Consider the following 13,300-nt stretch of genomic DNA (forward strand, 5'->3'; position numbering starts at 1 on the left):
CCGCACTTTCATCAGCCTTTCCGGGACCGTGCGGTCCCGGGTCCGTATGCCTGTTTGTATTACGTCAGCTCTTGGCGGACATTGTCACGTCTTCGATCTCGACGGTTTTCTTCGGTGCCCCGGTGCCGTCCTGTCCGGGAGTGATGACACCACCCTTGTTCACCTTGTCGACGATCTCCAGGCCCTTGGTAACCGTACCGAACGGGGTGTAGTTCGCTGGCAAGGTCGTGTCGCCGAACACGATGAAGAACTGGCTGCCGTTGCTGTTGGGACCGCTGTTGGCCATGGCCACCACGCCGCGGGTGTACTTGGCGCCTTCGAGGTTCTCGTCCACGAAGCGGTAGCCGGGGCCGCCCTGGCCGTCGGTCAGGTTCTTGCCGTCGGCCTTGGCCAGCGGGTCGCCGCACTGCAGGACCGGGAACTGCTCGGAGCCCAGACGGTGGCACTTGGAGCCGTCGAAGTAGTCCTTGCTCGCCAGGTGCGCGAAGGAGCCGACCGTGCAGGGGGTCTTCCCGCCGTCCAGCTTGATGACGATGTCGCCCTGGCTGGTCTTCAGCGTCATCGACTTGGCGGAGACGTCGAGCTTGGCCGGGGGCATGCCGACGTCCTTGACCTGACCGCTCTCCGTGGCGGCCACGTAGCCGCAGCCGCCGGTGGCCGGGTCGAAGGCCGCCGGTTCGGCGGTGGACTGGCTCGCGGAGGGCTCGGGGGTGACCGCGGCCTCCGTGTCCGAGGGGTCCGAGGACCCTCCGATCAGGGCCACCGCGGCGATGATCCCGCCTACGACCACCACGGTGCCCACGGTGCTACCGATGATCGCGTTGCGCTTGCCCTTGGCCTCGCGCTCCGCGCGTCGCTGCATCTGCCGCTCGTAGTGCTCGCGCGCCAGCTGCTTCTGGCGGTCCTTGCCGCTCACCGCTTCGCCCTCCCGAGTGCCGGAGTATTACATATTGAGTGGGCGAATCGTATCGGCCACAGGGCGATGGTTCGCAGCCCGCCGACCCGCACCGGTACCCTTCGGTTACATTCCCATCCGCATTCTTGACGAGATCAGCTGAGGCAGATGCTCATCGCCGGCTTTCCCGCAGGGTCCTTCCAGACCAATTGCTATGTCGTCGCTCCCGCCGCGGGAGAGGAGTGCGTCATCGTCGATCCCGGGCAGAACGCCGTCGGCGATCTGGACGAAGTGCTGCGCGAGCATCGGCTCAAGCCGGTCGCGGTGCTGGTCACCCACGGTCACATCGATCACATGTGGTCGGTCGCCCCGGTCTGCGGCGCGCGCGACGTGCCGGCCTGGATCCACCCCGAGGACCGCGATCTGCTCTCCGACCCGGGCAAGGGACTGTCGCTGACGACCCGGCAGCAGCTGTTCGGCGGGCTCACCTTCACCGAGCCCGACGACGTGCGCGAGCTGTCCGACGGCGCGGTGCTGAAGCTGGCGGGCATGGAGCTCACGGTCGACCACGCTCCCGGCCATACCAGGGGGTCGGTGACGTTCAGGCTGCCCGCCACGGACGAGATTCCGCACGTGATGTTCTCGGGCGACCTGCTGTTCGCCGGCTCCATCGGCCGCACCGACCTTCCGGGCGGCGACTACCCGACGATCCTGCGCAGCCTGGCCGACAAGTGCCTGCCGCTGCCGGACGACACGGTGGTCCTGCCCGGCCACGGACCACAGACCACGATCGGCCAGGAGCGCGCCACCAACCCGTATCTCGCGGAGGCGGCTCCCCACGCCGGTCCCGGCAGGGGACTTTAGAGACATGAGTTTTCAGGCGCCCAAGGGCACCTTCGACTGGATCCCGCCGCGTTCCGAGCGGGTCCTCGCCGTGCGGGAGGCGCTCGCCGCCCCCGTCCGCCGCGCGGGGTACGGCTACGTCGAGACGCCGGTCTTCGAGGACACCGCGCTGTTCGTGCGCGGCGTCGGAGAGTCGACCGACGTCGTCTCCAAGGAGATGTACACCTTCACCGACAAGGGCGGGCGCTCCATCACGCTGCGCCCGGAGGGCACCGCGTCGGTCGTGCGGGCCGTCCTGCAGCACGGCCTGCACAACGGGCAGCTCCCCGTCAAACTCTGGTACTCCGGGAGCCAGTTCCGCTATGAGCGCGCCCAGAAGGGCCGCTACCGCCACTTCTGGCAGGTCGGGGCCGAGGCCATCGGCGCCGAGGACCCGGCGCTGGACGCCGAGCTGATCCTGCTGGCCGCCGACGGCTACGCGGCCCTGGGCCTCACCGGGGTCCGGCTGCTGCTCAACACGCTGGGCTGCAAGGAGTGCCGTCCCCGCTACCGGGCCGCGCTCCAGGAGTTCCTGCGCGGGCTCGACCTCGACGAGCCCACCCGGGCCCGCATCGAGATCAACCCGTTGCGCGTGCTGGACGACAAGCGGCCCGAGGTGCAGGCCCAGCTGGCCGGCGCGCCGCTGGTCGTCGACCACCTGTGCGAGGCGTGCAAGGCCTACCACGAGGAGGTCCGCGAGCTGCTGACCGCCGCGGGCGCCGCCTTCACCGACGACCCCCGCCTGGTGCGCGGCCTCGACTACTACACGCGCACCACTTTCGAGTTCGTCCACGACGGCCTGGGCTCGCAGTCCGCGGTCGGCGGCGGCGGCCGCTACGACGGGCTGAGCGAGATGATCGGCGGCCCGGCGCTGCCGAGCGTCGGCTGGGCGCTCGGCGTGGACCGGACGCTCCTGGCGATGGAGGCCGAAGGCCTGCTTGCGGAGGAGGCCATCGGGGAACGTGTGCAGGTGTACGGTGTCCCGCTGGGCGAGGAAGCCCGCCGCCGGATGTTCCTGCTCGTCACCGAACTGCGCCGGGCGGGCCTGACCGCCGACATGTCGTTCGGGGGCAAGGGCCTCAAGGGAGCGATGAAGGGCGCCGGCCGGTCGGGTGCCCGCTACGCGCTGGTCCTGGGCGAGCGCGACCTGGCGGCGCAGGCCGTACAGCTGAAAGACCTGACCACCGCAGAGCAGACCGAGGTGCCGTTGGCCGAGGTCGCCGACATTCTGAAGGGGAAGTTTTCGTGATCCGCACGCACACCGCCGGTTCGCTCCGCAAGGAGCACGCGGGTGAGCAGGTAACGCTGGCCGGATGGGTGGCGCGCCGCCGCGACCACGGCGGCGTGGTCTTCATCGACCTGCGCGACGCCTCCGGCTCGGCCCAGGTGGTCTTCCGCGAGGAGGACGACGCGCACGGCCTGCGCGCCGAGTACTGCGTCAAGGTCGTCGGGGAGGTGCGGGTCCGCCCCGCGGGCAACGAGAACCCCGATCTGCCCACCGGTGAGATCGAGGTCGTCGCCTCCGAGGTCGAGGTGCTCAGCGAGTCGGCCCCGCTGCCGTTCCCGATCGAGGGCCACTCCGGTGTCTCCGAGGAGGCCCGGCTGAAGTACCGCTACCTCGACATCCGCCGCCAGCAGGTCGCCCAGGCCATGCGGATCCGCTCCAAGGCCACCTACCTCGCCAACGAGGTGCTGAACGAGCACGGGTTCGTCTACGTCGAGACGCCGACGCTGACCCGCTCCACCCCCGAGGGCGCCCGCGACTTCCTGGTCCCGGTCCGCCTGCAGCCCGGCAACTGGTACGCCCTGCCCCAGTCGCCGCAGCTGTTCAAGCAGCTGCTGCAGGTCGCGGGCCTGGAGCGCTACTACCAGCTGGCCAAGTGCTACCGCGACGAGGACCTGCGCGCCGACCGGCAGCCGGAGTTCACCCAGATCGACCTTGAGATGTCCTTCGTCGACCAGGAGGACGTCATCGCCGTCGGCGAGGCGCTGATCGGGCGGGTCTGGAAGGAGATCCTCGGCTACGAGATCCCCGCGCCGCTGCCCCGGATGACCTACGCCGACGCCATGGCCCGCTACGGCTCCGACAAGCCGGACCTGCGCTTCGGCCACGAGCTCGTCGAGATGACCGAGTTCTTCGCCGACACCACCTTCCGCGTCTTCCAGGCGCCGTACGTCGGCGCCGTGGTCATGCCGGGCGGCGCCTCCCAGACCCGCAAGGAGCTGGACGGCTGGCAGGAGTGGGCCAAGTCGCGCGGCGCGCGGGGCCTGGCCTACGTGCTGGTCGGCGAGGACGGCACGCTCGGCGGCCCGGTCGCCAAGAACCTGTCGGAGACCGAGACCGCCGGTCTGGCGGCCAAGGCCGGCGCCAAGCCCGGTGACGCGATCTTCTTCGCCGCCGGTGCGGCCGCGGCCTCCCGCGACCTGCTCGGCGCGGCCCGCCTGGAGATCGGCCGGCGCTGCGGCCTGATCGACGAGTCGCAGTGGAGCTTCCTGTGGGTCGTCGACGCGCCGATGTTCGAGCCCGTGCTCGACGACGCCGGCGACCAGATCGGCTGGACCGCTGTTCACCACCCGTTCACCGGTCCCAAGCCCGAGTGGGCCGACACCTTCCAGGACAGCCCGGGTGAGGCCCTGGCCTACGCCTACGACATGGTCTGCAACGGCATGGAGATCGGCGGCGGCTCGATCCGTATCCACCGCGCCGAGATGCAGCAGCGCGTCTTCGACGTGCTCGGCATCTCCAAGGAGGAGGCGGAGAGCAAGTTCGGCTTCCTGCTGGAGGCGTTCAAGTACGGCCCGCCGCCGCACGGCGGCATCGCCTACGGCTGGGACCGCATCTGCATGCTGCTGGCGGGCGGCGACTCGATCCGCGACGTCATCGCCTTCCCGAAGACGGCCTCCGGCTTCGACCCGCTGACCGGCGCGCCGACCCCGATCACGGGCGAGCAGCGCAAGGAGGCGGGCGTGGACGCCCGGCCCAAGGAGACGGGTGCGAAGGAGCCGGAGGAGGCCGGGCCCGCCAAGGCCTGACCTCCCCGCGCGGCGGGAGTACGGCGGAGCCCCGGCGAGCACCTCGCTCGCCGGGGCTCCGCCGGTCTCGGCGTCCTTCGCCGGCCCCGTGCCGATCCCGCGCTCTCCCGTCGTCTCCGCGGCTCGTACGGCGGGCCGTACGCCTTTCAGAAACGCACAGGCAGGGCCTGCACGCCGCGGATGATCGAGCCGGCGCGCCAGCCGATCTCCTCCACGGGGCAGTCCAGGGCGATGCCCGGCAGGCGGCGCAGCAGCGTCCCGAAGGCGATCGTGCCCTCCAGACGGGCCAGCGGGGCGCCCAGGCAGAAGTGGATGCCGTGGCCGAAGGCGATGTGGCGGACGTCGGCGCGGGTGATGTCCAGCGTGTCCGGGGCCTCGACCAGGGCGGGGTCGCGGCCGGCCGCGCCGAGCGAGATCTGCACCACGCTGCCCTTGGGGACGGCGACGCCGGCGATCTCCATGTCCTCGGTGGCGAAGCGCAGGGTCGCCCGCTCCACCGGTCCGTCGTAGCGCAGGAACTCCTCGATCGCCGCCGGGATCAGCTCGGGCCCGTCCTGCAGGAGGCGGAGCTGGCCGGGGTGGGTCAGCAGGGCCAGCATGCCGTTGCCGATGAGGTTGACCGTGGTCTCGTGCCCGGCGATGAGCAGCAGCGTGAAGGCGGCGACCAGCTCCTGGTCGCTCAGCAGGTCGTCCTCGTCGTGCGCGGTGACCAGCGCGCTGACCAGGTCGTCCCGGGGGTCGGCCCGGCGGGCGGCGGTGATCTCGCCGAAGTAGGCGTGGATGGCGGCGTTCACCTCGTCGCGGAGCCGGATCTCCTCGGGGGTGAAGGCGGGGGCGAGCAGGACCGCCGACCAGTGGCGGAAGTCGTCGCGGTCCTCGGCGGGCACCCCCAGCAGCTCGCAGATCACGGTGACCGGCAGCGGGAAGGCGAAGTCGTCGATGAGCTCGGCCCGGCCACGGGGCTCCATCGCGTCGATGAGCCCGTCGGTGATCTCCTGGATCCGGGGGCGCAGGCTCTCGGTGCGGCGCGGGGTGAACGCCTTGGTGACCAGCTTCCGCAACCGGGTGTGGTCCGGCGGGTCGGTGTTGAGCATGTTCTCGGCCAGCGCCGGGTTGGTGCTGACCTCCTCGCGGTGGAAGAAGGCGGGGGCGTGACGCGATCCCTTGGCCAGCCGGGGGTCGTTCAGCGCCGCCCGGCCGTGCTCGTAGTCGATGACCAGGAAGGCCGGGATGTCCGTCCCCGGGATGAACTCGACCGCGTGGACCGGCCCCCGCTCGCGCAGCGCGCCGTACTGGGTGTAGGGATCCCGGCTGAACTCCGGGCTGAACAGGAACTCGACCGGTAGCTTCTCCGTCGTCGGCTTGGACATGAGCGCCCCTCAGTGAGATGGATCACGGTTCCCTCTCCATCCAGCCTGTCCCCGGCCGCCCCGCGACCGGCGGGTTGTGAGCGGTATCACACTCCGGACGCCGAACACCCCGGCGGCAGATCGCCGCCGGGGTGTTCGATGGGTCGCGTCAGGAGAGCTTGACGTCCTTGATGATGACCGGGATCTTGGGGGCGTTGGAGCCGCCGTCGCCGGTGATGTCGTCGGGGTTGGTGATCCAGCCGCCCGCGTAGACCTTCTCCAGGATGTCCATGCCCTTGGAGACCGTGCCGAACGGCGTGTAGGCGGGCTGCAGCTGGGCGGTGTCGTCGGCCAGGGAGATCCAGAACTGGCTGCCGTTCTGGTTGCTGGCGTCGCCGGCCTGCGCCAGCGCGACCGTGCCCTTGGTGTACGGCAGGCCGCCCAGGTTCTCGTCGTTGAAGACGTAGCCGGAGCTGCCCTGGCCGTCGGTGGGGTTCTTGCCGTCGGCCTTGGCCTGCGGGTCGCCGCACTGCAGCAGGCCCAGGCCCGAGTTCTCGGGGGTGGCCAGGCGGTGGCAGCGGGTGTTGTCGTAGAAGTTCTTCTTGGCCAGGAAGGCCATGGAGTTCACCGTGCAGGGGGCCGCCTGGGTGGCCAGGTCGATCACGACGTCACCGTGGTTGGTGGTGATCGTCATGGTCTTCAGCTTCAGGTTCGGCTTCTTCGGCGGGTAGCCGACCTTCTTGGCCGGGCTGCCGCTGGTGTCCTCGCGGTACTCGCACGAGACGGGCCCGGCGCTCACCGCGGTGCTGGGCGTCGGCTGGGCGGAGACGGACGCGGAGGCGCTCGGCGAGGGATCCGAGGAGGCCGCGACGTTCGTCCTGTCGTCGCCGCCACCCAGCAGGACCGTCGCGGCGATCACGCCTCCGACCACGACGACCGTTCCGACGCCGGCGCCGACGAAGGTGCTCCGCCTGGCCTTCCTGGCCTCCTCGGCACGCTGGACCTGCCGCTCCTTGTGCTCCCGCGCCAGCTGGCTCTGGCGGTCTTCGCCGCTCACCGCTATGTCCTCCAGGATTACCGTTTCATGACTACTGACCCGGCGAAAGCGTACCGGCCCTGGAGTGTGCTGGATGTAAGTGGCGGAATCCTGCCTATGTGACGGGAGGGGAGGAGACGCAGATCTTTACAGATTTCAGAACCTCTTCGTGCTGAGATTCGTACTCGGCGAAGACGAACCCCGTAAGACCGGAGCACCACCATGTTCGACGAGATCCTGGGCCTTCCCGCCCACCCTCTCATCATCCACGCCACCGTGGTCATGACGCCGCTGCTGGCGGCCCTGGCCGCGGTCTACGCGCTGGCGCCGCGCACGCGCGCCGCGCTGGGCTGGGCGGTGCTGGGACTCGCAGTGGTAACCCCGATCGCCACTCTGGCCGCCCGGCAGAGCGGCATCTCGCTCAAGGAGAACCGCTTCGCCTCCGCCCAGGGGGAGTTCGGGCAGCGCATCGCCGAGCACGAGGCCTTCGGCACGCCCCTGACGCTGGCCGTGGCCGGGCTCGGGCTGGTCTCCCTGGGCCTGATCTACGTGAACCGCGGTGAGAGGTTCGGCGGGCCGGTGCGCACGGCCGTGACGGTGCTCACGGTGGTCCTGGCCGCGGTGGCGGTCTACTACGTGATCAGGGCCGGGCACAGCGGGGCCGCGGCCGTCTGGACGAACTGAGGCCCGGCACGGGGCGGGGGGACCGGGCCGGGGGCCGGGACCGCGTACGGCGGGGCCGGGGCCGCCCGGCCACGCTGAGACGCCCGCGAGGGGCGGTACTGTCGGGGACGTGGACAGCCTGTTCGATTCGGTGGCCGAGGAGGCTCACCGGGGCCAGGAGCCCCTCGCGGTCCGGATGCGCCCCCGCGGGCTCGACGAGGTGATCGGCCAGCGGCACCTGCTCGGGCCCGGCACGCCGCTGCGCCGCCTGGTCGAGGCCGAGGCGCCGATGTCGCTGTTCCTGTGGGGACCGCCCGGCACGGGCAAGACCACCCTGGCCTACGTCGTGGCGGGTGTGACCCGGCGCCGCTTCGTCGAGGTCTCGGCGGTCTCGGCCGGGGTCAAGGAGGTCCGCGCGGCCATCGAGCAGGCCCGGCGCGAGCTGGGCATGTCCGGCCGCCAGACCGTGCTGTTCGTGGACGAGGTGCACCGCTTCAACAAGGCCCAGCAGGACGCGCTGCTGCCCGCGGTGGAGAACCGCTGGGTGACCTTCATCGGCGCCACCACGGAGAACCCCTTCTTCTCCGTCATCTCGCCGCTGCTGTCGCGCTCGCTGCTGCTGACCCTGGAGCCGCTGTCCGACGACGACGTCCGCACGGTCGTCGAGCGCGCCGTGGCCGACCCCCGGGGCCTGGACGGGAAGGTACGGCTGGCGCCCGAGGCCGCCGACCACCTCGTGCGGCTCGCCGGAGGCGACGCCCGCCGGTCCCTGACCTACCTGGAGGCCGCCGCGCTCATCGCCGACGGCGAGATCACCGTCGAGGTGGTGGAGCGGGCCGTGGACAAGGCGGCCGTGCGCTACGACCGCCAGGGCGACCAGCACTACGACGTGATCAGCGGCTTCATCAAGAGCATGCGCGGCTCCGACGCCGACGCCGCCCTGCACTATCTGGCCCGGATGATCGAGGCGGGGGAGGACCCCCGGTTCATCGCCCGCCGAATCGTGATCTTCGCCTCCGAGGACGTCGGCATGGCCGACCCGACCTGCCTGCAGGTGGCGGTGGCCGCGGCCCAGGCGGTGGAGTTCATCGGCCTGCCCGAGGGACGGCTCAACCTCGCCCAGGCGGTCATCCACTGCGCGCTGGCCCCCAAGTCCAACGCCGTGATCACCGCCATCGGGGAGGCCGTCTCGGACGTGCGGCGCGGCGACATCGGCCAGGTGCCCGGCCATCTGCGCGACGCCCACTACGCCGGGGCGAAGAAGCTCGGCCACGGCAAGGGCTACAAGTATCCCCACGATTTCGAGCACGGACTGGTCCGCCAGGACTATCTTCCCGAGCCGCTGCGCGACCGGAGTTACTACCGGCCCACCAGGCACGGCGCCGAGGCGGGCTTCGCCGACCGGTGGTCCAGGATCCGCGCCTTCCTACGCGGCCTGCCGGGAGAGACGGGCAAGACGCGATAAGGTCGTGCCGTTCCGGCCGGTGACGTAGGGAGATTCGGCGCATGCTTACCGCAGGGGAGGTCGCCGGGCTGATCGCGGCCGTGGCCTGTGTGGTCCTGGTCTGCTTCATGATCATGGTCCTGGTCAGGCTGGCCCGGCTGGTCACCGAGACCACCAAGATGGTCTCCGAGCTGAGCGACCGGGTCGTGCCGCTGCTTGAGGACGTGGCGGTCGCCGTCGGCGAGACCAACCGCCAGCTCGTCGCGGTGGAGGCCATCACCCGTGACATCAAGCAGATCAGCGGGCACGCGGCCAAGGTCAGCAACGTCACCCAGACGCTGGTCACCGGCCCGATGATCAAGGTCGCGGCGTTCGGCCACGGCCTGCGCCGGGCCGTGGGCGCCCGTTCCCGGGGCCGCTCCGCCTCGCGCGTGCTGGAGAGGCGGCGGCGATGATCCGGCGGCTGTTCTACATGGGCCTGGGCGCCTTCGGCGCCGTGTGGGCCATGCGCAAGCTCCAGGCGCTGCACCCCAACCACGTGGCCCGCCGCGCCGTCCGCGGCGCCTCCGGCCTGCTGGAGCAGGCCCGGGACATCGCGGGGGACGCCCGCGATGTCGCGGCCAGGCGGGAAACGGAGTTGCGGTCCCGCTTCGGTCTCGACAGTGTGGAAAACACCTATCACTACGACGTAAAGGATGGCCGCTGACATGGAGTCGGCAGAGATCGCCCGCCGCTTCCTGCGCTTCTTCGAGGAGCGTGGGCACACCGTCGTGCCCTCGGCCAGCCTGATCGCCGAGGACCCGACGCTGCTTCTGGTCCCCGCGGGCATGGTCCCCTTCAAGCCTTACTTCCTCGGCCAGCAGAAGCCGCCCTACAAGCGGGCCGCCAGCGTGCAGAAGTGCGTGCGCACCCCGGACATCGACGAGGTCGGCAAGACCACCCGGCACGCCACGTTCTTCCAGATGCTCGGCAACTTCTCCTTCGGCGACTACTTCAAGGACCAGGCGATCCCGTTCGCCTGGGAGCTGCTGACCACCTCCGAGGCCGAGGGCGGCTTCGGCTTCCCGGAGGAGCGGCTCTGGGTCACCGTCTACCACGACGACGACGAGGCCGCCGAGATCTGGCACAAGCGGGCCGGGGTGCCGCTGGAGCGCATCCAGCGCCGCGGTCTGGCCGACAACTACTGGCACATGGGCGTGCCGGGCCCGGGCGGGCCGTGCACCGAGATCTACTACGACCGCGGTCCCGAGTACGGCCGTGAGGGCGGTCCCGTCGCCGACGAGAACCGCTACCTCGAGGTCTGGAACAACGTCTTCATGCAGTTCCAGCTCGGCACGGTCCGCAGCAAGGTCGACTTCGACGTCACCGGCGAGCTGCCGGCCAAGAGCGTCGACACCGGCATGGGCCTGGAGCGCATGGCCGCGATCCTGCAGGGCGTCGACAACATCTACGAGATCGACACCACCTACAAGATCCTCGACCGCGCCGCCGACCTCACCAAGACCCGCTACGGCCGCGACACGCGCTCCGACGTCAGCCTCCGCGTGGTCGCCGACCACCTGCGCACCAGCACCATGCTGGTCGCCGACGGCGTGCTGCCCGGCAACGAGGGCCGGGGCTACGTGCTGCGCCGCATCCTGCGCCGCTCGATCCGCAACCTGCGCCTGCTCGGCTCCGGCGAGGAGCGCTACATGCACGAGCTGACCGCCGTCGCGATCGACGTGATGAGCGAGCTCTACCCCGAGCTCAAGGCCGACGCCCCGCAGATCCACGCGGTCATCGACGCCGAGGAGGCGTCCTTCCTGAGCACCCTGCGCACCGGCACCGCGATCTTCGACGTGGCCGTGGAGGAGACCAAGCGCAAGGGTCAGAGCGTGCTGGCCGGCGAGCAGGCCTTCCAGCTGCACGACACCTACGGCTTCCCGATCGACCTGACCCTGGAGATGGCCTCCGAGCAGGGCCTGAAGGTCGACGAGGAGGGCTTCCGCCGGCTGATGAAGGAGCAGCGCGACCGCGCCAAGGCCGACGCCGCCGCCAAGAAGACCGGCAACGCCGACATCTCGGTCTTCGGGCAGATCCTGGAGAAGGCCGGCAAGGTCGAGTTCCTCGGCTACGACCAGGTGACCGCCGAGACGGAGGTCATCGGCCTGCTCGTCGACGGCGCGCCGGTCCCCGCCGCGGGCTCCGGCAGCATGGTCGAGGTCGTGCTGAGCCGTACCCCCTTCTACGCCGAGGGCGGCGGCCAGCTCGCCGACCAGGGCGTCATCCGCACCTCCGGGGCCGAGATCGAGATCGTGGACGTGCAGTCCCCGGTGACCGGCGTCATCGTGCACCGCGGCAAGGTCCGCACCGGCGAGGTCCGGGTGGGCGACCAGGCCGAGGCTGAGATCGACATCGAGCGCCGCCGCGCCATCTCCCGCAGCCACACCGCCACCCACCTGGTGCACCGCGGCTTCCGCAACGCGCTGGGCGAGACGGCGGCGCAGGCCGGATCGGAGAACTCGCCCGGCCGCTTCCGCTTCGACTTCACCTCCGCCGGGGCCGTGCCGCCCAGCGTGCTGCGCGACGTCGAGGACGAGGTCAACGCCGTCCTGATCAACGACCTGCAGGTCAACGCCTACCACACCTCCCAGGCCGAGGCCCGGGCGATGGGCGCGCTGGCCCTGTTCGGTGAGAAGTACGGCGACGTCGTGCGCATCGTCGAGGTCGGCGACTACTCCCGTGAGCTGTGCGGCGGCACCCACGTCAGCAACTCCGGCCAGCTCGGCCTGGTCAAGGTGCTGGGCGAGTCCTCGATCGGCGCCGGCGTGCGCCGGGTGGAGGCCCTGGTCGGCCTGGACGCCTTCCGCTTCCTGGCCCGCGAGAGCGTGCTCGTCGCCCAGCTGTCCGAGCAGCTCAAGGCGCGCCGCGAGGAGCTGCCCGAGCGCGTCGAGGGCATCGTCACCCGGCTGCGCACCGCAGAGAAGGAGCTGGAGCGCCTGCGCTCGGCCCAGGTGCTCGCGATCGCCGGCGAGCTGGCGTCGGGCGCCGAGGACGTGCACGGCGTCTCCGTCGTGACGCACCGCGCGCCCGACGGCACCTCCGCCGACGACCTGCGCAAGCTCGCCCTCGACGTGCGCGGCCGCTTCCCGGCCGACCGCGCCGCGGCGGTCGTGGTCGCCGGCGTCCCCGGTGACCGGCCGGTCGTCGTCGCCGTGGTCAACGACGCGGGCCGGGGACGGGGCCTGAAGGCGGGCAACCTGGTCGGCGTCGCCGCCAAGGCCCTCGGCGGCGGTGGCGGCGGCAAGGACGACATCGCCCAGGGCGGCGGCGCCCGTCCCGAGGCGATCGGCGACGCTCTCGCCGCCGTCCGGCAGGCGATCTCCCAGACGTCGGCCTGATCCGTCCCGGCGACCTGCCCGATGAAGGAAGACGCCCGTGAGCCCGTCCGGCTCACGGGCAGGGGGCGAAGACGATGAGGAACGGCACACGCCTGGGCGTGGACGTCGGCTCGGTCCGGATCGGCGTGGCCCGCAGCGACCCCTCGGGGCTGCTGGCCACGCCGGTCGAGACCGTACGGCGGGGCAAGGGCGACCTGGAGCGGATCGCGCAGATCGCGGCCGAGCACGACGCCGTCGAGATCGTGGTCGGCCTGCCGACCTCGCTGTCCGGCCGCGAGGGGCAGGCGGCCGAGCTCGCCCGGGCCTTCGCGGCCCGCATCGCGGCCCGGCTGGATCCGGTCCCGGTCCGGCTGTTCGACGAGCGGCTCACCACGGTCACCGCACAGCAGAGCCTGCGGGCCAGCGGCGTGCGGGCGAAGAACCAGCGCGACGTGGTGGACCAGGCGGCGGCCGTGGTGCTGCTCCAGGCGGCCCTGGACGCCGAGCGGGCCACGGGGGCGCCGCCGGGGCGGCCCGCCGTACCGCCGCCGGACGACCGGCCCGGCCGCTGAGCGGTCACCGGCGGATCGCGTGGCGGCATGGGAAAGATCACACAAGTGCGGGAGAGAACTCGCTGGT

At 71.2% G+C, this 13,300-nt stretch carries 12 protein-coding genes; 9 read left to right on the forward strand and 3 right to left on the reverse strand.

The window, feature by feature from the left end; translation table 11 throughout:
* Positions 1-64 precede the first annotated feature (64 nt).
* Positions 65-916: a peptidylprolyl isomerase gene (locus Psi01_RS24875; RefSeq protein WP_204066499.1), complete on the reverse strand. Its 852-nt coding sequence runs from the start codon at positions 914-916 to the stop codon at positions 65-67.
* 147 nt (positions 917-1,063) lie between these two features.
* Between Psi01_RS24875 and Psi01_RS24880 the strand changes: the two genes are divergently transcribed.
* Genes Psi01_RS24880 through aspS form a run of 3 tightly spaced genes read left to right on the forward strand, consistent with a single transcriptional unit; the run spans position 1,064 to position 4,810 of the window.
* On the forward strand, positions 1,064-1,759 hold the full coding sequence (locus Psi01_RS24880; RefSeq protein ID WP_204066500.1) for an MBL fold metallo-hydrolase: 696 nt from the start codon (positions 1,064-1,066) through the stop codon (positions 1,757-1,759).
* 4 nt (positions 1,760-1,763) lie between these two features.
* Positions 1,764-3,026, forward strand: a complete 1,263-nt coding sequence (gene hisS, locus Psi01_RS24885) for a histidine--tRNA ligase (protein ID WP_204066501.1) — start codon at positions 1,764-1,766, stop codon at positions 3,024-3,026.
* Positions 3,023-4,810, forward strand: a complete 1,788-nt coding sequence (gene aspS, locus Psi01_RS24890) for an aspartate--tRNA ligase (protein ID WP_204066502.1) — start codon at positions 3,023-3,025, stop codon at positions 4,808-4,810. Before hisS ends, aspS begins: the two co-directional genes overlap by 4 nt.
* A gap of 146 nt (positions 4,811-4,956) precedes the next feature.
* Here aspS and Psi01_RS24895 read toward each other — a convergent pair whose 3' ends face one another.
* Both Psi01_RS24895 and Psi01_RS24900 read right to left on the reverse strand, forming a co-directional pair.
* Positions 4,957-6,180, reverse strand: coding sequence for a cytochrome P450 family protein (locus Psi01_RS24895; protein ID WP_204066503.1), 1,224 nt, complete (start codon positions 6,178-6,180; stop codon positions 4,957-4,959).
* Positions 6,181-6,328: 148 nt separating this feature from the next.
* The gene (locus Psi01_RS24900; RefSeq protein ID WP_204066504.1) at positions 6,329-7,216 is read right to left on the reverse strand and encodes a peptidylprolyl isomerase; all 888 of its coding nucleotides are present in this window, start codon (positions 7,214-7,216) and stop codon (positions 6,329-6,331) included.
* A 201-nt stretch (positions 7,217-7,417) separates the two neighbouring features.
* Here Psi01_RS24900 and Psi01_RS24905 point away from each other — a divergent pair, with 201 nt between their 5' ends.
* From Psi01_RS24905 to ruvX, 6 genes are all read left to right on the forward strand, one after another.
* Positions 7,418-7,879 (forward strand): DUF2231 domain-containing protein, encoded by a 462-nt coding sequence (locus Psi01_RS24905; protein ID WP_204066505.1) that lies wholly within the window; start codon positions 7,418-7,420, stop codon positions 7,877-7,879.
* 109 nt (positions 7,880-7,988) lie between these two features.
* A complete protein-coding gene (locus Psi01_RS24910; protein WP_239127996.1) occupies positions 7,989-9,323 on the forward strand; it encodes a replication-associated recombination protein A in 1,335 nt (444 codons plus the stop codon).
* A 41-nt stretch (positions 9,324-9,364) separates the two neighbouring features.
* Positions 9,365-9,757, forward strand: coding sequence for a DUF948 domain-containing protein (locus Psi01_RS24915; protein WP_204066506.1), 393 nt, complete (start codon positions 9,365-9,367; stop codon positions 9,755-9,757).
* Positions 9,754-10,008: a hypothetical protein gene (locus Psi01_RS24920; protein WP_204066507.1), complete on the forward strand. Its 255-nt coding sequence runs from the start codon at positions 9,754-9,756 to the stop codon at positions 10,006-10,008. The genes Psi01_RS24915 and Psi01_RS24920 overlap by 4 nt, the downstream gene beginning before the upstream one ends.
* Before the next feature lies 1 nt (position 10,009).
* Positions 10,010-12,682 (forward strand): alanine--tRNA ligase, encoded by a 2,673-nt coding sequence (alaS, locus tag Psi01_RS24925; protein ID WP_204066508.1) that lies wholly within the window; start codon positions 10,010-10,012, stop codon positions 12,680-12,682.
* A gap of 74 nt (positions 12,683-12,756) precedes the next feature.
* Positions 12,757-13,233 (forward strand): Holliday junction resolvase RuvX, encoded by a 477-nt coding sequence (gene ruvX, locus Psi01_RS24930; RefSeq protein ID WP_204066509.1) that lies wholly within the window; start codon positions 12,757-12,759, stop codon positions 13,231-13,233.
* Positions 13,234-13,300: the final 67 nt, after the last annotated feature.

Source organism: Paraplanobispora siamensis (genome assembly GCF_016863175.1).
GTDB lineage: Bacteria > Actinomycetota > Actinomycetes > Streptosporangiales > Streptosporangiaceae > Planobispora > Planobispora siamensis.

Coding starts and splice junctions, on each gene's coding strand:
- ruvX (WP_204066509.1), top strand. CDS start 12,757: ATGAGGAACGGCACACGCCTGGGCGTGGACGTCGGCTCGGTCCGGATC.
- alaS (WP_204066508.1), top strand. CDS start 10,010: ATGGAGTCGGCAGAGATCGCCCGCCGCTTCCTGCGCTTCTTCGAGGAG.
- Psi01_RS24915 (WP_204066506.1), top strand. CDS start 9,365: ATGCTTACCGCAGGGGAGGTCGCCGGGCTGATCGCGGCCGTGGCCTGT.
- hisS (WP_204066501.1), top strand. CDS start 1,764: ATGAGTTTTCAGGCGCCCAAGGGCACCTTCGACTGGATCCCGCCGCGT.
- Psi01_RS24920 (WP_204066507.1), top strand. CDS start 9,754: ATGATCCGGCGGCTGTTCTACATGGGCCTGGGCGCCTTCGGCGCCGTG.
- Psi01_RS24880 (WP_204066500.1), top strand. CDS start 1,064: ATGCTCATCGCCGGCTTTCCCGCAGGGTCCTTCCAGACCAATTGCTAT.
- Psi01_RS24905 (WP_204066505.1), top strand. CDS start 7,418: ATGTTCGACGAGATCCTGGGCCTTCCCGCCCACCCTCTCATCATCCAC.
- Psi01_RS24895 (WP_204066503.1), bottom strand. CDS start 6,180: ATGTCCAAGCCGACGACGGAGAAGCTACCGGTCGAGTTCCTGTTCAGC.